16 protein-coding genes are annotated in these 17,576 nt (G+C 69.4%); 5 read left to right on the top strand and 11 right to left on the bottom strand.

Annotated features, from left to right (window positions below; translation table 11 throughout):
- The first annotated feature begins 157 nt into the window (after positions 1-157).
- Positions 158-2,035 carry a patatin-like phospholipase family protein gene (locus AC1RCS_RS13595; protein ID WP_218341203.1) on the top strand — a complete coding sequence of 626 codons (1,878 nt, stop codon included), beginning with the start codon at positions 158-160 and terminating at the stop codon, positions 2,033-2,035.
- 112 nt (positions 2,036-2,147) lie between these two features.
- On the opposite strand, the gene AC1RCS_RS13600 is transcribed toward AC1RCS_RS13595, so the two are convergent.
- Complete coding sequence (locus tag AC1RCS_RS13600) at positions 2,148-2,972, bottom strand: YecA/YgfB family protein (protein WP_218296764.1); 825 nt, start codon at positions 2,970-2,972, stop codon at positions 2,148-2,150.
- A gap of 157 nt (positions 2,973-3,129) precedes the next feature.
- On the opposite strand from AC1RCS_RS13600, the gene AC1RCS_RS13605 reads away from it, so the two are divergent.
- The 3 genes from AC1RCS_RS13605 (at position 3,130) to AC1RCS_RS13615 (ending at position 7,691) form a co-directional block, all read left to right on the top strand.
- Complete coding sequence (locus tag AC1RCS_RS13605) at positions 3,130-4,872, top strand: FMN-binding glutamate synthase family protein (protein ID WP_218341201.1); 1,743 nt, start codon at positions 3,130-3,132, stop codon at positions 4,870-4,872.
- On the top strand, positions 4,869-5,684 hold the full coding sequence (locus AC1RCS_RS13610) for a BUD32 family EKC/KEOPS complex subunit (protein WP_492245018.1): 816 nt from the start codon (positions 4,869-4,871) through the stop codon (positions 5,682-5,684). Before AC1RCS_RS13605 ends, AC1RCS_RS13610 begins: the two co-directional genes overlap by 4 nt.
- 273 nt (positions 5,685-5,957) lie before the next feature.
- The gene (locus AC1RCS_RS13615) at positions 5,958-7,691 is read left to right on the top strand and encodes an ABC transporter ATP-binding protein/permease (protein ID WP_492245017.1); all 1,734 of its coding nucleotides are present in this window, start codon (positions 5,958-5,960) and stop codon (positions 7,689-7,691) included.
- A 51-nt stretch (positions 7,692-7,742) separates the two neighbouring features.
- On the opposite strand, the gene AC1RCS_RS13620 is transcribed toward AC1RCS_RS13615, so the two are convergent.
- From AC1RCS_RS13620 to argS, 9 genes are all read right to left on the bottom strand, one after another.
- Complete coding sequence (locus AC1RCS_RS13620) at positions 7,743-8,234, bottom strand: putative toxin-antitoxin system toxin component, PIN family (protein WP_492245016.1); 492 nt, start codon at positions 8,232-8,234, stop codon at positions 7,743-7,745.
- Positions 8,224-9,528, bottom strand: coding sequence for a THUMP domain-containing class I SAM-dependent RNA methyltransferase (locus AC1RCS_RS13625; protein ID WP_218296759.1), 1,305 nt, complete (start codon positions 9,526-9,528; stop codon positions 8,224-8,226). Before AC1RCS_RS13625 ends, AC1RCS_RS13620 begins: the two co-directional genes overlap by 11 nt.
- Entirely contained in the window at positions 9,525-10,007 is a 483-nt protein-coding gene (locus AC1RCS_RS13630; protein ID WP_492245015.1) for an acyl-CoA thioesterase, read from the bottom strand. The genes AC1RCS_RS13625 and AC1RCS_RS13630 overlap by 4 nt, the downstream gene beginning before the upstream one ends.
- Positions 10,008-10,098: 91 nt before the next feature.
- Positions 10,099-11,688 carry an RNA polymerase factor sigma-54 gene (locus AC1RCS_RS13635; RefSeq protein ID WP_218296757.1) on the bottom strand — a complete coding sequence of 530 codons (1,590 nt, stop codon included), beginning with the start codon at positions 11,686-11,688 and terminating at the stop codon, positions 10,099-10,101.
- A gap of 172 nt (positions 11,689-11,860) precedes the next feature.
- A complete protein-coding gene (lptB, locus tag AC1RCS_RS13640) occupies positions 11,861-12,646 on the bottom strand; it encodes an LPS export ABC transporter ATP-binding protein (protein WP_218296756.1) in 786 nt (261 codons plus the stop codon).
- Positions 12,643-13,299: a lipopolysaccharide transport periplasmic protein LptA gene (gene lptA / locus AC1RCS_RS13645; protein WP_218296755.1), complete on the bottom strand. Its 657-nt coding sequence runs from the start codon at positions 13,297-13,299 to the stop codon at positions 12,643-12,645. The genes lptB and lptA overlap by 4 nt, the downstream gene beginning before the upstream one ends.
- A 210-nt stretch (positions 13,300-13,509) precedes the next feature.
- Positions 13,510-14,166 carry a thiol:disulfide interchange protein DsbA/DsbL gene (locus tag AC1RCS_RS13650; protein ID WP_218296754.1) on the bottom strand — a complete coding sequence of 219 codons (657 nt, stop codon included), beginning with the start codon at positions 14,164-14,166 and terminating at the stop codon, positions 13,510-13,512.
- 79 nt (positions 14,167-14,245) lie between these two features.
- A complete protein-coding gene (locus AC1RCS_RS13655; RefSeq protein WP_218296753.1) occupies positions 14,246-14,890 on the bottom strand; it encodes an SPOR domain-containing protein in 645 nt (214 codons plus the stop codon).
- A gap of 9 nt (positions 14,891-14,899) precedes the next feature.
- Positions 14,900-16,609 carry an arginine--tRNA ligase gene (argS, locus tag AC1RCS_RS13660; RefSeq protein ID WP_218341193.1) on the bottom strand — a complete coding sequence of 570 codons (1,710 nt, stop codon included), beginning with the start codon at positions 16,607-16,609 and terminating at the stop codon, positions 14,900-14,902.
- Positions 16,610-16,718: 109 nt separating this feature from the next.
- On the opposite strand from argS, the gene AC1RCS_RS13665 reads away from it, so the two are divergent.
- Entirely contained in the window at positions 16,719-17,048 is a 330-nt protein-coding gene (locus tag AC1RCS_RS13665) for a PsiF family protein (protein ID WP_218296751.1), read from the top strand.
- A gap of 48 nt (positions 17,049-17,096) precedes the next feature.
- Here AC1RCS_RS13665 and AC1RCS_RS13670 read toward each other — a convergent pair whose 3' ends face one another.
- Positions 17,097-17,552 carry a DUF2214 family protein gene (locus tag AC1RCS_RS13670; RefSeq protein WP_218296750.1) on the bottom strand — a complete coding sequence of 152 codons (456 nt, stop codon included), beginning with the start codon at positions 17,550-17,552 and terminating at the stop codon, positions 17,097-17,099.
- Positions 17,553-17,576 lie beyond the last annotated feature (24 nt).

Consider the following 17,576-nt stretch of genomic DNA (forward strand, 5'->3'; position numbering starts at 1 on the left):
AGGCCCCGGCCGGCGCCTGCCGCCGGGCACGCGCAGGGGCTCCGGCGTTCCTAGAATCCGCCGCTTCGCAGCTGCGGAATCCGTTGCGAAGGCCTGTGCGCAGGCACCCCGTTTTCCGCAGCGCCCCCCCAAAACAAGCCCTGCCGATTGCGCGACCATGCCCCCTTTCACCGCCACCCAGAACCAACTGCTCACCGAGCACCTGCGCAGCTTTCTGCACGGCATCGAGCCCGAGGCGCTGGAGCTGCTGCGGGCCCACCTGGAATGGGTGGAGGTGCCCGGCGGCAGCACGCTGATGGCGCAGGGCGAGCCGGGCGAATCGATGTACCTCACGGTGAGCGGCCGCCTGCGCGCCTATGTGCGTGGCGACGACGGCCACCAGCGCCGCGTGGCCGACATGGGGCGCGGCCAGGTGATCGGCGAGATCAGCCTGTTCACCGATGCCCCCCGCGCCGCGACCGTGGTGGCCGTGCGCGACTCGGTGCTGGTGCGCCTGACCAAGGACGTGTTCAAGACCCTGCTGGCCAGCAGCGCGCAGGTGTCCATCGCGCTCACGCGCCAGATCATCCAGCGCCTGCAGTCCGGGACGGCCGCCAACGTGGCCGCGCTGGAGCGCCCCGTGGCCATGGGGCTGCTGCCGATCAGCGCCGGGGTGGACCTGCAGGGCTTCGGCCAGGGCATGGCACGCCAGCTGGGCCTCATCGGCCGTGTGCGCGTGGTGGATTCCGCCACGGTGGACGCCGAACTGCGCGAGGCCGGCATCGCGCAGCGCGAGGGCGCCGACGCCACGGCCAACCGGCGCATCGCCATGCTGCTCGACGAGATCGAGGCGCGCAACGACTTCGTGCTGCTGGTGGCCGACCCCGAGCCCACGCCCTGGACGCGCCGCGTGAGCCGCCACTGCGACGAGCTGCTGCTGCTGGCCGACGCGCAGGCCGAGCCCGCCCTCCACGCCATCGAGGAGCAGTGCCTGCTGCGCCGCGCGCCGCTGGCCGAGGCCGCCGAGATCCTGGTGCTGCTGCACCCGGCCGGCACCCGGTGCCCGCAAGGCACCCAGCGCTGGCTGGACCGCCGCCCCGTGGCCGACCATCTGCACGTGCGCCCCGCCCTCGACCGCGACATGGCGCGCCTGGCCCGCATCCAGAGCCGCACGGCCGTGGGCCTGGTGCTGGCCGGTGGCGGCGCGCGCGGCTTCGCGCACCTGGGCGTCTACCGCGCGCTGCAGGAAGAAGGCGTGGAGATCGATTGTGTGGGCGGCACCAGCATCGGTTCGGTGATGGCGGCGTACGTCGCCTCCGACCAGCCGCTGGAGGCCGTGATGGCCAATGCGCGCGAGGCCTTTCGCACCAACCCCACGGGAGACTTCAACCTGCTGCCGCTGCTGTCGCTCATCAAGGGCCGGCGCCTGCGCCACATCCTGCACGCGGCCGTGGAGCGGCTGGTGGGCTTCCCCGCGCAGATCGAGGACCTGTGGAAGAACTACTACTGCGTGGCCACCAACTACTCCAGGGCGAGCGAGCAGGTCGTGCGCCGGGGCAGCCTGGTGAAGTCGCTGCTGGCCAGCATCTCCATCCCCGGCGCGCTGCCGCCCGTGGTGCACGAGGGCGACCTGCTGTGCGACGGCGGCACGTTCAACAACTTTCCGGTGGACGTGATGCGCGGCATGCGCGGCGTGGGCACGGTGATCGGCGTGGACCTGAACTTCAGGAAGCCCCGGCGCATCGACCTGGACGACGTGCCCACGAGCTGGGCCCTGCTGCGCGACAAGCTGCGGCCGCGCGCCAAGCGGCGCTACCGGCTGCCGTCGCTGGCGAGCTACCTGATGAACGTGACCATCCTGTACAGCATGTCGCGCCAGCGCCAGTCGCAGCAGCTCACCGACCTGTACTTCAACCCGCCCATGGACCGCGTGGGCATGCTGCAGTGGAACCGCTTCGAGCAGATCGTGCAGCAGGGCTATGCGCACGGTACCGAGGTGCTCGACGCGCTGGATGCCGTGCGCCGCCAGCGCATCGGCGGGCTGCGGGCGGCCTGAGAAGCAGCCCGCGCGGTGCGCGGGTTTCAAATCAAAAAAGGCCGTGGCGCTTGCGTGACAAGCGCCAATCGCTATTTATTTAATAGCAAATCCAACCCATAGAGACCGGGACTCAGGCCGCCCCGTGGCACTTCTTGTACTTCTTGCCGCTGCCGCAGGGGCAGGGGTCGTTGCGGCCCGGCTCGGGGGCCTTGCGCACCGTTTCCACGCGCGGGCCCATGCTCTTCCAGATCTGGCGCAGGTCGTACACGGCCCAGATGGCTTCGCCGAAGGCCTCGACGCGCGCCTGGCTGGTGCTGGGCGGGCCGTCCTCGCTGTACATGCAGACCTCGGGCTTGCCGGTGTCGTCCTCGGTCAGCGCGACGATGCTGTCCAGCGCGTCGTCCAGCCACCGGGCGGCCTCCTTGTCGCGCGGGGCGGCCCAGTCCTCGGGCCAGTTCTCCACGGCGAACATGAAGCCCAGGGCCCAGACCTGGCCGAAGGACGGGATTTCCTGGTCGTCGCCCATCTCCGCGCGCTGCTCGTCGGTGAGGCTGGCCACCGCACCGCGCATGTCCATGGCCTCGGGCTGGAAGGTGCGGTCGTCATCCAGCGTTTCGACCTTGGTGTCCAGCTGCGCCACGATCTCGTTCCAGCGGCGGTCCCACAGCGCGAGGAAACGCGCCTGCTGGGCGGCATCCGCGAAGGCGGGCAGCAGCGGCAGGGGCTCGCCCTCGGCCACATCGAGCTCGGCGCCGTCGCCCAGCAGCATGGGCAGGTATTCGGCGGGGGCGATGGGGCGGCGGCTGCAGATCACGGCGGTCATGAAACCGTCGCAGAACTCCCACTGCGGGATTTCCTCGCCGCGCGAACGCAGGTCGTCCAGGATGTTGTCGATCTCTTCGAGTTCGTCGGGGCCCAGCCCCAGGGGGGCGGCGGCAGGCGTGGTATCGGTCATGGCAGGGCTCCGGTCAATCGCTCAGGGGCGAAGAAGAACAATTTTTTACTTCTATGATGCTGCACAGGTCCGCCGCTTGCGGCCGGGCCTGCGAAAAGGCGGCCAGTGTAGCCCTCTCGCCGCCTGGCGCCCGGCATCCCGCAGAATCAGGACCCCCATGATCCACCAACTGAACTCCCTGTACCCGGTGCGCTACACGGCCTTCGCGCTGTGCGTTTTCGGGCTGCTGCTGTCGCTGTTCGCGCTGGTGGCCTTTAGCGTGGGACTGCCCGTGGTGCTGGTGTTCGCCGCCCTGGTGGCCGTAGGCGTGTACGACCTGCAGCAGTCGCGCCACGCCATCCTGCGCAACTACCCGGTCATCGGCCACATCCGCTTCATGCTCGAATACGTGCGGCCCGAGGTGCGCCAGTATTTCATCGAGAGCGACAGCGAGGCCGCGCCGTTCTCGCGCGCGCAGCGCTCGCTGGTGTACCAGCGCGCCAAGGGCGACCCGGACAACCGCCCCTTCGGCACCCACCTGGACGTGGGCGCGCAGGGCTACGAATGGGTCAACCACTCGCTCGCGCCCACGCAGCTGCCGTCGCACGACTTTCGCGTGTGGATCGGCGGCAACCCGGATGCACCGTCGCCGTCCGTGGCGCCCTGTACCCAGCCCTACCACGCGAGCGTGTTCAACATCTCGGCCATGAGCTTTGGCGCGCTGTCGGCCAACGCCATCCTGGCGCTCAACCAGGGCGCCAGGAAGGGCGGCTTCGCGCACGACACGGGCGAGGGCAGCATCAGCCAGCACCACCGCGTGCACGGCGGCGACCTGATCTGGGAGATCGGCTCGGGCTACTTCGGCTGCCGCAATCCCGACGGCACGTTCAGCGAAGAGCGTTTTGCGGCCAACGCCACCGATCCGCAGGTCAAGATGATCGAGCTGAAGCTGAGCCAGGGCGCCAAGCCCGGCCACGGCGGCGTGCTGCCCGGGGCCAAGGTCACGGCCGAGATCGCGGCCGCGCGCGGCGTGAAGGAAGGCGAGGCCTGCATCTCGCCCGCCAGCCACAGCGCCTTCCGCAACCCGGTGGAGATGATGCAGTTCATCGCCAGGCTGCGCACGCTCTCGGGCGGCAAGCCCACGGGCTTCAAGTTCTGCCTGGGCCACCCGTGGGAGTGGTTCGCCATCGTCAAGGCCATGCTGGTCACGGGCATCACGCCCGACTTCATCGTGGTCGACGGCGCCGAGGGCGGCACCGGCGCGGCCCCGGTGGAGTTCAGCGACCACGTGGGCGCGCCGCTGCAGGAGGGCCTGCTGCTGGTGCACAACACCCTGGTGGGCGTGAACCTGCGCGACCGCGTGCGCATCGGCTGCGCGGGCAAGGTCATCAGCGCCTTCGACATCGCCCGCATGATGGCGCTGGGCGCCGACTGGTGCAACGCGGGGCGCGGCTTCATGATGGCGCTGGGCTGCATCCAGGCGCAAAGCTGCCACACCGGCCACTGCCCCACGGGCGTGACCACGCAGGACCCGCTGCGCCAGCAGGCCCTGGTGGTGCCCGACAAGGCCACGCGCGTGGCGCAGTTCCACCGCAGCACGCTGCACGCGCTGCAGGAGCTGGTGCAGGCCGCCGGCCTCACCCACCCCAAGGACATCACGGCCCACCACATCGTGCGCCGCATCAGCGACACCGAGGTGCGCCTCTTGTCCAACCTCATCACGCGCATGCTGCCCGGCGCGCTGCTGGGCCCGCTGGACGCGCAGCACAACGTGTTCCGCCTGTACTGGCCCCTGGCCAGCGCGCACAGCTTCCAGGCCAGCGAGCCCGCGCTGGAGCCCTCCATCCCGCACCATGTGGAGCTGGTCCATGCGGCGGCGGCAGGCACCGCCGCCGCGGTGGCAGGGGACGCGGCCGTATGACGATGGACACCCCCGGGGCCACCGCCGACTACGGCGCCTTCCTGCAGCAGCACCTGCCCACGCAGCCCCACGCCGTGATGGCCCACGTGCTGGGCGGCGAACAGATCTGGATCAAGCGCGCGGGCGCGCCCCACGGCACGGGGCGCTACCGCGCCATGGCCGTGCTGGCCGGCCTGCTGCGGCTCCCGGTGCTGCGCCCCGTGCCCAACCCCGGCGGCACCGCCGCCATCGCCACCGAGGTGCGGCGCCTCACGGACCTGGCGGCGCGGGGTGTGCGCGTGCCCGTGGTGCTGGCCGCGCAGCGAGATGGCTTCGCGATGCGGCACCTGGGCCGCACGGGGGAGGAGACCCATTCGCTGGGCAACGAGATCGACCATGCCGTGCAGGCGGGCGACACGGCGGCCGTGCTGGCGCTGTGGCAACAGGGGCTGGACACACTCGCCCATGTGCACCGCCAGGGCACGTGCCTGAGCCAGGCCTTTGCGCGCAACCTGGTGCGCTGCCCCGATGGCGAAGTGGCCTGCATCGACTTCGAGGACGATCCTGCGTCCGTGCTGCCGCTGCCCGTATGCCATGTGCGCGATGCGCTGTGCTATGCGCACTCCACGGCCATCTATCTGCACCAGAGCGGCACGCTGGGCGAGGGGCGCGAGCGCTGGGCGGCGTGGGTGGCGCAGGGGAGCACGGAGATGCGGGAGGTGCTGGCGACCAGCGTTCGCCGGATGGGGTGGATGCGGCAACTGCCTGCGAGCCGCAAGCTGGGGCGGGACTTGCAGCGGGTGCGGGCGGCGTATGACTTGCTGGCCCCCTGAGCCCCGCGCGGGCGGCCGGGTCGCCCAAGGGCGGGAGAAGAGGTCGCGCGGCCGTCCTTAATACGCCGTAGGCATTGGCTGACAGGGCCTTGCGGGCGGCGCACCTATCGTGCAGGCAGGTGCACCGCACCCTTCAAGACCTCCGCAATGCCCAACTCCTCTGCCGCCGCTGCCCTGCCCGAACCCCACCCCGCCGCGGCGCCGCCTCCCCCCACCAGGAAACCCCGCCGCAGGCGCCCGCCGACCCTTTCCCTGGCCGCCTGGAAACAGTTCATGGCCGTGGCCCGACCGTACTGGACGGGCGACCGGAAACGCACCGCCTGGGGTCTGCTCGCGCTCCTGGTGGGCCTCATGGTCTGCGAAACCCAGCTGGCCGTGATGCTCATCGACAAGACCGGGGAAATGACCTCGGCCCTGGCCGCGAGGCAGGCGGACCGGTTCTGGGCCGCCGTGCGCGCCTGCCTGGTGGTGCTGGCCTTCGCGGTGCCGGTGTACGCCTTCTACTACTACATGCGCGACGCCTTCTCCAACCACTGGCGCCGCTGGCTCACGCACCGGTTCCTGGACGGCTACCTGGGCGAGCGCCACTATTACGAGATCGGCGCGGGCAACGACATCGACAACCCCGACCAGCGCATCAGTGAAGACATCAACACCTTCACCGGGCGTTCCACGCACTTCCTGCTGATCTTCCTGGGCTCGCTCATGCAGCTCGTGGCGTTCAGCGCCGTGCTGTGGTCCATCTCGCACACGCTGGTGGCCTTCCTGGCGGTGTATGCGCTCATGGGCACCTTCGGGGCGCTGTACCTGTTCGGCGCGCCGCTGATCCGGCTGAACTTCTGGCAGATCCGGCGCGAAGCGGATTTCCGCTTCGGCCTGATGCGGCTGCGCGAGAATGCGGAATCCATCGCCTTCTACCGGGGCGAACCGCAGGAGCGTGCGCAGATCGACCACCGGTTCGAGGCCGCGTTCACCAACTATGCACGGCTCATCAAGAAGCAGCGCTCGCTCAATCTCTACCAGCGCTCGTTCAGCCAGCTCACGCTGGTGCTGCCCAGCATCATCCTGGCTGGCCAGGTGCTGTCGGGCGAACTGGAGGTCGGGCGCGCGATCCAGGCGGCGGGCGCATTCGCCGCGGTGCTCACGGCCGTCTCGCTGATCGTCGACAACTTCGAGAGCCTGAGCCGCTTCGTGGCGGGCATCGACCGGCTGCACGCCCTGTCGCAGGTGGTGCTCAAGACTCCCGCCACGCCCACGCCCTGGGCCGAACAACCGGCTGCCGCGCCCTCCACGCCCCCGGCCGCACTGCCAGAGACGGAGGCCGCGCCCCCGCCGCAGATCGCCCGGTGCGCGGGGGACGCGCTGGCGCTGGAAGCCCTCACGCTGTACACGCCGCAGTTCGGCCGCCTGCTGGTGCAGGACCTGTCGCTGCGGCTGCAGCCGGGCGATGCGCTGCTCATCACCGGGCCCAGCGGCTGCGGCAAGAGTTCGCTGCTGCGTGCCATCGCGGGCCTGTGGCGCACGGGCAGCGGCACGGTGCGCCACCTGCCGATGGAAGAGGTGTTCTTCCTGCCGCAGCGCCCCTACATGCAGGTCGATACGCTGCGCAGCCAGATCATCTACCCCAGCAAGCAGACGGAACTGCCCGACGAACGCCTGCTGGAACTGCTGCAGGAGGTGCACCTGGAATCCCTGGCCGGGCGCGTGGGCGGGCTCGACGCCACGCATGACTGGGAAAAGCTGCTGTCCACCGGCGAACAGCAGCGCCTGGCCTTTGCGCGGGTACTCGCGCATGCCCCGCGCATCGTGGTGCTGGACGAGGCCACGAGCGCGCTGGACAGCGCCAACGAAGCCGCGCTCTACGAGCGCCTGCGCGCCAGCGGCACCACGCTGGTCAGCATCGCGCACCGCCCCGCCGTGCTCCGCCACCACACACACGTGCTGGAGCTGCGCGGCGAGGGGGCATGGCAGGTGCACGCGGCGGGCGACTTCAGCTTCGAGCGCTGAGCACCACCGCCGCGGGCCGGGGCCTGTGCGCCCCGCCGTGCGCGGCCTCCGTCAGGCCCGGGCAGGCGCTGGCTCGGCGGCGGGCTGCAGCACCAGCGCCGTCGCCACGTGCGCATCCAGCGCGAGCAGCCGCTTGCGCATGCAGACCACGGCCTTGTCCTTGCTCAGCAAAATCGCCCGGTGCGCGGCGGCCAGGTCGATGAACTTCTGGTCGTCCGCGTCCTTGCACACATAGGCCACCGTGGGCGCAACATCCACCCGCTGCACCTGCACATCAAACGCGGACAGCACCTGCGCCGCGTCCACGCGGTAGTAGTCCATGCGCTCCGCGATGTGCGGGTAGGCCAACACCCGCTCCAGCTCATCGCGCATGACCTGCGTGGCGATCCATGACAGGCGCCCCTGGGCCAGCAGCGTGCGCAGCGGCGCGGTACGCGGGTCGCTGAAGATCAGCAGGTCCAGCGCCACGTTGGTGTCCACCACCACGGGGCGCGCGGGCTCGCCCTCAGCGGCCTCGGCGGGCAGCGAAAGCTCAACCCGCATCGCGCGGGCCGCCGGCATCGGGCGCCTGGGGCGGCGCCTTGGCACCGCGGTCGCGCACGGCGCCCTTGATCATGTCGAAGCGGAACATGCGGCATTCGATGGGGCCGTTCCACATCGGCACGCGGCGCGACTCCTTCAGGCGCATCTTGCCGGGCAGCTTGAGGTCGGGCGTGAGCATCCAGGCCGTCCAGCCGCTGTAGTTCTTCTTCCAGTGCGCGGCCAGCTGACTGAAGAACTCGCCGCCATCGTCGGTATGGGCTTCTTCACGGCCCACGGCCAGGCCCTGGGCACGGTCGGCCGCGCGCTCGCTGGCATTGCGGCCCGCGGCACCGGCCGCGGCGATGCGTTCGCCGTACGGGGGGTTCAGGAGCATCACGCCGGGCTGCTCGCACGGCGGCATGCGCTGCAGCGCATCGCCTCCGCGCAGCTGCACGGCGCCCGCCACGCCGGCGCGCTCGGCATTGCGCTCGGCGAAATCCACCATCCGGAAGGCGACGTCACTGCCGAAAATAGGTACAGCGCTTGTCTGTATTGCGCCTTCAGCTTCATTTTTAATAGCAGACCAGACATGGGCCTGGTAGGGCAGCAGTTTCTCGAACGCAAAGCGGCGCAGCCTGCCCGCCGGAATGCGGCAGGCAATCTGCGCGGCCTCGATGGCGATGGTGCCGCTGCCGCAGCAGGGGTCGTACAGTGGCTGGGGGTTGTCGCCGTGGGGGTCCCAGCCGCTGGCGGCGATCATGGCGGCGGCCAGGGTTTCCTTGAGCGGGGCGTCGCCCTTGTCCTCGCGCCAGCCGCGCTTGAACAGCGGCTCGCCCGAGGTGTCGATGTAGATGGTGGCTTCGTCGGTGGTCAGGTGCAGGTGGATGCGCACGTCGGGCCACTGCGTGTTCACGTCGGGGCGCACGCCGCTCTTGGCGCGAAAGCGGTCGGCCACCGCGTCCTTGACCTTGAGCCCCGCGAAATTGAGGCTCTGCAGCGGGCTGTGCTGGGCGGTCACCTCGACCTTGAAGGTCTGGCGCGTGGTGAACCAGATTTCCCAGGCCACGTCGCTGGCGGCGGCGTAGAGGTCGTTCTCGGAGCGGTACGGGCGGTGCGCCAGCTGCACCAGCACGCGCTGGGCCAGCCGGCTGTGCAGGTTCAGCAGCAGCGCGTCGCGCCACGAGGCGCGCAGCAGCACGCCGCCCCGGCCCACCAGCAGGTCCTGCCCCGTGAGGCCGGTGATGCCGTGCACTTCGTCGGCCAGGAAGCCCTCCACACCGGCGGCGCAGGGGAGAAAAAGTTGGAGTTGGTTCATGACGATGGTGAGGATACGCGCTCGGAAAGTGCGTGTGAATCCGGCGTGCCGCCACGGGCCAGCAGCAACTGGCGAATGGAGTCCGGGATCGGCGCCACCTTGCGGCCGGCCTTGCCGATGAAAACGATGCCGATCTTGCCGCGCGCCACCTCGCGGCCCGAGGTCTTCTCGGTCATGCAAAAGACCAGGTCGAACCCATAGCGGTTGAAGTCCGCAGGCGCCATCTCCACGCGCATGGTCTCGCCGTGGAACCCCTCGGACTTGTACTGCGCCACGATGTCTCCGACCACGATGGACAGCCCGCCCACGTCGGCCTCGGGGTAGCCGAGTGACTGGAAAAACCGCACCCGGGCCTCGGACACGAGGCTCAGCAGCTGCGCGTTGTCCAGGTGCCCGCCCTGGTTGACGTGGCTGATGTAGATCTGCATTTCGGTGACGAAACCGAAGTGCGCGGGAAGGTCGAAGACGATGCGGGCCATGGACGGGGTGGCGAAGTGAGAGGGAAAGACGGCAACGGAGCGGAAAAACGGGCCACCAGGCGCATGCGCCGTGCACACGCCCGCACGGCGCCTACAGCGCCTTGCGCAGATTCGCCGGCGCGATCTTGAGCGCCTCGCGGTACTTGGCGACGGTGCGGCGCGCGCACTCGATGCCCTGCTCCTTGAGCATCTCGGCGATCTGGCTGTCCGACAGCGGCTTGGTCGGGCTCTCGGCGGCCACGAATTGCTTGATGAGGGCGCGCACGGCGGTGCTCGACGCATTGCCGCCGGTCTCGGTGCCCAGGCCCGAGCCGAAGAAGTACTTGAGCTCGTAGGTGCCGATGGGCGTGGCCATGTACTTGGCCGTGGTCACGCGGCTGATGGTGGACTCGTGCAGGCCCAGCTCGTCGGCGATGTCGCGCAGCACCAGCGGGCGCATGGCGAGTTCGCCGTGGGTGAAGAAGTTCTTCTGCCGCTCCACGATGGCGCGCGAGACGCGCAGGATGGTGTCGAAGCGCTGCTGGATGTTCTTGATGAACCAGCGCGCCTCCTGCAGGCGCTGCTGCATGCCCTGGTGGCCCTCGCCGCCCTTGTGGCCGCGCAGGGCGCCGGCATAGATGTCGTGCACGCGCAGGCGCGGCATCACGTCGGGGTTGAGCTGCACGATGAAGTTGTGCTGCCCGTCGCGGCCATTGGCGCGCCCGGCCTTGCGCACGATCACGTCGGGGATGATGATGTTGCGCTCCACGTCGGCGAAGCGGCGCCCCGGGCGCGGCTCCAGCCGGGCGATCAGCGCCATGGCGGCGCGGGTGCGCTCCTCGCTGTCGCCGCAGGCCTGCGTGAGGCGGCGCACGTCGCGCCGCGCCAGCATCTCCAGCGGCTGCTGGCACACGCGCAGCGCGGTCTGCACGGTGTCGGGGTCGATGTCGCTGTCCTCGTCGGCGGCCAGCGCCTTGAGCTGCAGCGTCAGGCACTCGGCCAGGCCGCGCGCGCCCACGCCCACGGGCTCCAGGCTCTGCAGCAGCCGCTGTGCCACGGTGAAGCGGTGCACCAACTCCTCGATCTGCTCCAGGTCGTCGGGCCCGGCCAGGCTGATGGCCAGCTCTTCGAGCGGATCCTCCAGGTAGCCGTCGTCGTTGAGCGATTCGATCAGGAAGCGCAGCGCGGCGCGGTCGATCTCGGACAGGCGCAGCGCCAGCGCCTGTCGGTGCAAAAAGGCGGTCAGCGATTCGTGCGTGCGGGCCAGCTCGGTGGCGTCGGCCTCGTCGCCTTCGGCGTCGTTGCGGTTGCGGGCGGGGGCGTCGCCGCCCCACTCGGCGTCGTTGGGCGCCATCTCCACCGTGCCGTCGCCGCTCCAGTCGGGCTCGTCGGCGCCCGCGCTCGGTGTTTCAGCATCATTTTGAGCCTCAGCGCTGGTACTGCTTGCGCTGGTAGCTCCTGAAAAAATAGCATCATCCGCGCTGTAGTCGTCGGCCTGGGCCGGCGTATCGGCGGCTTCCAGGCCAAACTCCTCGCGCGGCGCCTCGTCGGCGTTGCGTTCGAGGAACGGGTTTTCGTCGAGCATCTGCTCGACTTCCTGCGAGAGTTCCAGCGTGGACAACTGCAGCAGCCGGATGGACTGCTGAAGCTGGGGGGTCAATGCAAGATGCTGCGAGACGCGCAGCGAGAGTCCAGGTTTCATTGATTGAGCGCCGCCGGGCCGCCCCAAGGCGCGAAGGCCCCCTCGGGGGGCAGCGAACCACGCGCAGCGGGGAGCGTGGGGGTACCGTACCGCGCCGCCGGGCCGCCCCAAGGCGCGAACGCCCCCTCGGGGGGCAGCGCAGTACACGAAATGACAAGCGTGGAGGCCATGTCTACATGCGGAAATGTTCGCCCAGGTACACCCGGCGCACTTCGGCGTTGTCCACGATCTCGGACGGCGTGCCCTGGGCCAGCACCTGGCCATCGCTGATGATGAAGGCGTGGTCGCAGATGCCCAGCGTCTCGCGCACGTTGTGGTCGGTGATGAGCACGCCGATGCCGCGCGCCTTGAGGAAGCCGATGATGCGCTGGATCTCGATCACGGCGATGGGGTCGATGCCCGCAAAGGGCTCGTCCAGCAGGATGAAGCGCGGCTGCGTGGCCAGCGCGCGGGCGATCTCGACGCGGCGGCGCTCGCCGCCCGACAGGGCCATGGCGGGCGAGGCCCGCAGGTGGTCCACGCGCAGCTCCTGCAGCAAGGCCGTGAGACGCTCTTCGATGGCCTCGCGCGACAGCGGCTTGCCGTCGTCGTCCGCGCGCTGCAGCTCCAGCACCGCGCGCACGTTCTCTTCGACCGTGAGCTTGCGGAAGATGGAGGCTTCCTGCGGTAGGTAGGACAGCCCCAGCCGCGAGCGGCGGTGGATGGGCATGTGGGCCACCGAATGGCCGTCGATGCGGATGTCGCCCGCGTCGCTGCGCACCAGGCCCACGATCATGTAGAACGAGGTGGTCTTGCCCGCGCCGTTGGGCCCCAGCAGGCCCACGACCTCCCCCTTTTGCACGACCAGCGACACATCCTTGACGACCTTGCGGCTGCCATACGACTTGGCCAGGTGCTGCACCTCCAGGCGGCTGCCCGCCTGGGTGTCAGGACCGGGGCTGACGGGCTGCGCGCTCACTTGGAGCCGCCGCCAAGGCTGTTGCTGGGGCGCAGCACCGGCGCCGATGCCGGGGGCGCGGCCTCCGGCGCGGCGGTACCGGCGGGCGGGTCCTTGGGCGCGAGCACCGCACGCACCCGGCTGCCGGGCGCGGGCGCATCGCCCGCCGCATTGGTCGCGGGGGTGCGCTTGCCGTCCACGGTGAACACATCGGTGAGGTTGTTGTAGACGATCACGGCGCCGGTGATCTCGTCGCTGAGGACCGCCCCGCGGTAGCGGCGCAGCTCGGCGCGGGTGATGAAGCGCACGTTGTCGGCCTTGCCGTCGTACTCGATGACTTCGCTCTCGCCTTCGATGAACTCGTCCGGCGCGCCCGCCACGGTATCGCGCTTCTGGCGGAAGAAGGCCCGCTTGCCCGCCTCGGCCGTGACCACGCCGTACTGGTAGCCGTCGGCGTCCTGGCGCACGTCCAGCCGCGCGCCGCGCAGCACGATGGAGCCCTTGGTCATGACCACGCGGCCCGAGAACACGCTGGTCTGCTTGAGCTCATCGTGTCGCAAGGCGTCGGCCTCGATGTTCATGGGCTTGGCGCGGTCGGCCTTTTCGGCGTGCGCCGCGCCCAGATGGCAGGCCAGGGCGACAAGCAGGAGGTGGGGGAGGATGCGGTAGTTCATAGGGCACGAATCTTGCAGGTCATTGTAGCCACCCCACGGCGTGCGCCATGAAAAAAGCCCGCATCCGCGGGCTTCTTCTTGGGGCATCCGAGGCCGTCGGCGCTTGGAAGCCGACGCCTGCACCCGTGGAGCCGGCGCTGCCGGGCCGCCGGGTGCGTTCCCCTGGGCAGGAAGGCGGCTCACGAGGGCCACGCTTCCTTCAAGGAGGCGTCACCCCTTTTTCGCCGTGGCGGCCAGGTGCTCCACCACCTGCAGCACGTTCTGCATGTTGCCGGCCATGGTGCCATCGGTGTAGTACTTGCCGGCCACGCCCATGGAAGGCACGCCTTCCACGCCATACGCGTCCTGCAGCTGCGACGCACGGCGCACCTGGTTGGACACGGTGAAGGAGCCGTAGACCTCCTTGAACTTGGCGGCATCGACCCCCTGCTGGGTCACCCAGGCCAGGATTTCGTCGTCCTTGGCCAGCTTCTGCTTTTCCACATGGATGGCGCGGAACACCTTGGCGTGCAGCGCGTCGAGCTTGCCCATGCCTTCGAGCGTGTAGTAGAGCTTTTGCTGCGGCACGAAGCTGGCATTGAAGGCCACGGGCATGCGGCGGATGCTCATGTCCTTGGGGGCGCTCTTCACCCATGCGTCGAGCGTGGGCTCGAAGGCGTGGCAGTGGGGGCAGCTGTACCAGAAGAATTCGATCACATCGACCTTGCCGGCGGGCGCATCGGGCGCCACGGGCTTGTCCAGCCGCTTGAAGTCCTTGCCCTCCTTGAACTGGCGGGCCTGGGCCAGCGCGGGGGTGGCCACTGGCAGCGTCAGGGCGGAAGCGGCAACCGCCGAGGCGGCGGACAAAGAAAACTCACGGCGTTTCATGGCAAAGACTCTCCTGGTTCTGGTCTGGGGGATGTGAGCCATGCCCCCGCAAAAAGTTCAGCTCCCGCTGCGCGGCAGTTCAGCGCTGCACCCGCACCAGGGCCGATTCCACCCCGGCGCCGTCGAGCTTTTCCTTGAGCTGCTCGGCATCATCGCGCTTGGTGAACGGGCCCACGCGCACGCGGAACACGGCCCGCCCATTTTGCTCGCGCTCGCTCACCCGGGCCTCCCAGCCCAGCATGGCCAGCTTGGCGCGCTGGGCATCCGCATCGGCCTGGGTGCGGAATGCCCCGGCCTGCACGAAGTAGTCGAACGGGTCCAGGTTGCCCTTGGCGGCGGCCTTGGCGACGGCCAGATCGCCCAGCGGGTCGGCGCCGGGCTTGCTTTCGGCCTTGGCCGCCTCGGGCTTGCTGGCAACCGGCTTGGGCGCGGAGGCGGCCGCCCGCACCTCGGGCGCCGCCGCGGAGGCGGGCGCGGAAGCCGCCGCCACCGCCGGCGCGGGGGGACGCGCGGGGTTCTTGCCGTACAGCGGAGAGTTCGGGTCCCAGTTCTTGTTCTTCTGGGATTCGGCGGCATCCATGTCCACGCCCCGCCCGTTGCCCTTGTTGAGGAAGGGCACCGGCACCTTGGTCACGTACACGGCCACCGCCAGTGCGGCCCCCAGGCCCACGATGACCCCGACGATGAAGCCGATGATGGTCCCACCCGTCTGTTGTTTCTTCATAGTGACTGCTTACATTCTGGCCGGAGCCGACACGCCCAGCACGGCCAGGCCATTGTGCAATACCTGCGCGGTGGCGGCGACGAGGGCCAGCCGGGCCCGCTTGACGGTTTCATCGTCCACCAGGATGCGCTCGGCGTCGTAGTAGCTGTGGTAGCTGGCGGCCAGGTCGCGCAGGTAGAAGGTCACGTCGTGCGGCGCCTCGCCGTCGGCGGCGGCGGTGAGCATCTCGGGGTACTTGGCCAGCTGCAGCATCAGCGCCTGGGCCTGCGGGCCTTCGAGCGCCGACAGGTCCGCGCCCTGGAGCGAGGCCACATCGCCGCCGCCCTGCTCGGCCCAGCCGCGCAGCACCGACTGGATGCGCGCGTGGGCGTACTGCACGTAGTACACCGGGTTGTCGTTGTTCTGCGCCACGGCCAGGTCCACGTCGAAGGTGTACTCGGTGTCGGGCTTGCGGCTCAAGAGGAAGAAGCGCACCGCGTCCTTGCTGGTCCATTCGATCAGGTCGCGCAGCGTGACGTAGCTGCCCGCGCGCTTGCTGATCTTGACCTCTTCGCCGCCCTTGACCACGCGCACCATGGTGTGCAGCACGTAGTCGGGGTAGCCCTGCGGGATGCCCACGCCGGCCGCCTGCAGCCCGGCGCGCACGCGGGCGATGGTGCCGTGGTGGTCCGTGCCCTGGATGTTGACGACCTTGGTGAAGCCGCGCTCCCACTTGGCGATGTGGTAGGCCACGTCGGGCACGAAGTAGGTGTACGTGCCGTCCTTCTTGCGCATGACACGGTCCTTGTCATCGCCGTAGTCCGTGCTCTTGAGCCACAGCGCGCCGTCCTGCTCGTAGGTCTTGCCGTTGGCCACGAGCTTGCCCACGGTGGCCTCGACGCGGCCGCTGGTGTACAGGCTCGACTCGAGGTAGTACTCGTCGAACTTCAGATTGAAGGCCTGCAGGTCCTTGTCCTGCTCGTTGCGCAGGTAGGCCACGGCGAACTGGCGGATGGACTCCACATCGTCCACGTCGCCGCTGGCGGTGAACGCGCGGTCGTCGGCCTTGACGGTCTTCTTCGCGAGGAAGTCGTTGGCGATGTCCTGGATGTAGTCGCCGTTGTAGAACGCCTTGGACGCCGGGTTCTCGGGGTCGGTGGGCCAACACTCGTCGCCGGGCTTGAAGCCCTTGGCGCGCAGCTGCGTGCTGGTGGTCAGCGTCTGGATCTGCACGCCCGCGTCGTTGTAATAGAACTCGCGGTGCACCTTCCAGCCCTGGGTGGCAAAGAGGTTGCAGATCGCGTCGCCCAGCGCCGCCTGGCGGCCGTGGCCCACGTGCAGCGGGCCGGTGGGGTTGGCCGAGACGAACTCGACCAGCACGCGCTGGCCGTTGTCGGCCTGGTAGCCAAAGCGGTCTCCGGCCCCCAGGACCTCGCGCACCACTTCCTGCTTGGCGGCGGGCTTGAGGCGGATGTTGAGAAACCCGGGGCCGGCGATCTCGATGGCATCGACCCAGCGGGCAAACGCGGGCGTGGCCTCGAGCGCGGCCTTGAGCTGCTCGCCCAGCGCGCGCGGGTTGAGCTTGAGCGGCTTGGCCAGCTGCATGGCCGCCGTGCAGGCGAAGTCGCCGTGGGCGGCCACCTTGGGGGATTCGAACGCAGCGCGCCCGGCAGTGCCGGGCGACAATTTTTCCAGCTCGCCGGCGAGCGCCGCGAGCAATTCCTGTTTGACGGAGAGCATGCGGGGATTCTACGGGGGCGCCCCGTCATCCCATCCCGCCGCTGTGGCGTTATGCTGAATGGCCCGGTGTCCACCGGGCCGTTCATCCCCCTACCCGCAGGAGCATTACATGAAGAAACTGCTTTCCCTGATGACGGCCATCGGCCTGACCCTCTCCCTGGCCACGGCCCATGCCGCCGACGCGCCTGCTGCCGCGGCCTCCGCGCCGGCCAAGGCGCCCACCGCGCAGCAGAGCAAGATGGCCACCTGCAATGCCGACGCCAAGGAAAAGAAGGGCGACGAGCGCAAGGCCTTCATGAAGGAATGCCTGTCTGCCAACAAGCAGGAAAAGCAGCAGACCAAGATGAAGACCTGCAACGCAGACCCCAAGGCCAAGACCCTCAAGGGCGACGAGCGCAAGGCCTTCATGAAGGAATGCCTGAGCAACAAGCCCGCCTGACACACCTTGGCCCCCAAACAAAGCCCCGCACGCGGGGCTTTGTGCTTTCTAGCGCGTGCCCACGCCCCGCGCCAGGAACACGGCCAGCAGCGGAATCACCACCAGCAGGTGCGCCTCGATCATCACCAGGCGGCGCGTGCCGCGCACCTCGGCCTCGGTGGGCAGCGCACCCGTGGCGCGCAGCTGCTTGCGCCAGCGCAGGAAGCGCACCGTGGGCACGATGGAGATCAGGCCGATGACCACGAACAGCGTGACCTTGGTGTGCAGCAGGGGCTGCGACCAGTACCACCCCGCGCCCTTCATGCCCCACCAGGTGCGCGCCAGGCCCGTGGCCAGCACGGCGATGGCGGAGATGCCATAGACCATGTCCACCCGCGCCAGGCGTTCCACCACCGCGGCGTTGAGCCACTCCTTGCGGCACAGGGCCGCCTCGCTGGCCAGGAAGACGGTCATGGTCAGGATGGCCAGAAAGTGGGCGTAGGCCAGCAGGGCTTCAGTGGTCATGGGGCGCCTCGTGAGAATGGGACT

The sequence above is a fragment of the Acidovorax sp. GW823-FHT01C06 genome (genome assembly GCF_058798375.1).

Bases quoted from the DNA above. Each gene is read 5' to 3' on its own strand.
- AC1RCS_RS13595 (WP_218341203.1), top strand. From the start codon at position 158: ATGCCCCCTTTCACCGCCACCCAGAACCAACTGCTCACCGAGCACCTG.
- AC1RCS_RS13600 (WP_218296764.1), bottom strand. From the start codon at position 2,972: ATGACCGATACCACGCCTGCCGCCGCCCCCCTGGGGCTGGGCCCCGAC.
- AC1RCS_RS13605 (WP_218341201.1), top strand. From the start codon at position 3,130: ATGATCCACCAACTGAACTCCCTGTACCCGGTGCGCTACACGGCCTTC.
- AC1RCS_RS13610 (WP_492245018.1), top strand. From the start codon at position 4,869: ATGACGATGGACACCCCCGGGGCCACCGCCGACTACGGCGCCTTCCTG.
- AC1RCS_RS13615 (WP_492245017.1), top strand. From the start codon at position 5,958: ATGGCCGTGGCCCGACCGTACTGGACGGGCGACCGGAAACGCACCGCC.
- AC1RCS_RS13620 (WP_492245016.1), bottom strand. From the start codon at position 8,234: ATGCGGGTTGAGCTTTCGCTGCCCGCCGAGGCCGCTGAGGGCGAGCCC.
- AC1RCS_RS13625 (WP_218296759.1), bottom strand. From the start codon at position 9,528: ATGAACCAACTCCAACTTTTTCTCCCCTGCGCCGCCGGTGTGGAGGGC.
- AC1RCS_RS13630 (WP_492245015.1), bottom strand. From the start codon at position 10,007: ATGGCCCGCATCGTCTTCGACCTTCCCGCGCACTTCGGTTTCGTCACC.
- AC1RCS_RS13635 (WP_218296757.1), bottom strand. From the start codon at position 11,688: ATGAAACCTGGACTCTCGCTGCGCGTCTCGCAGCATCTTGCATTGACC.
- lptA (WP_218296755.1), bottom strand. From the start codon at position 13,299: ATGAACTACCGCATCCTCCCCCACCTCCTGCTTGTCGCCCTGGCCTGC.
- AC1RCS_RS13650 (WP_218296754.1), bottom strand. From the start codon at position 14,166: ATGAAACGCCGTGAGTTTTCTTTGTCCGCCGCCTCGGCGGTTGCCGCT.
- AC1RCS_RS13655 (WP_218296753.1), bottom strand. From the start codon at position 14,890: ATGAAGAAACAACAGACGGGTGGGACCATCATCGGCTTCATCGTCGGG.
- argS (WP_218341193.1), bottom strand. From the start codon at position 16,609: ATGCTCTCCGTCAAACAGGAATTGCTCGCGGCGCTCGCCGGCGAGCTG.
- AC1RCS_RS13665 (WP_218296751.1), top strand. From the start codon at position 16,719: ATGAAGAAACTGCTTTCCCTGATGACGGCCATCGGCCTGACCCTCTCC.
- AC1RCS_RS13670 (WP_218296750.1), bottom strand. From the start codon at position 17,552: ATGACCACTGAAGCCCTGCTGGCCTACGCCCACTTTCTGGCCATCCTG.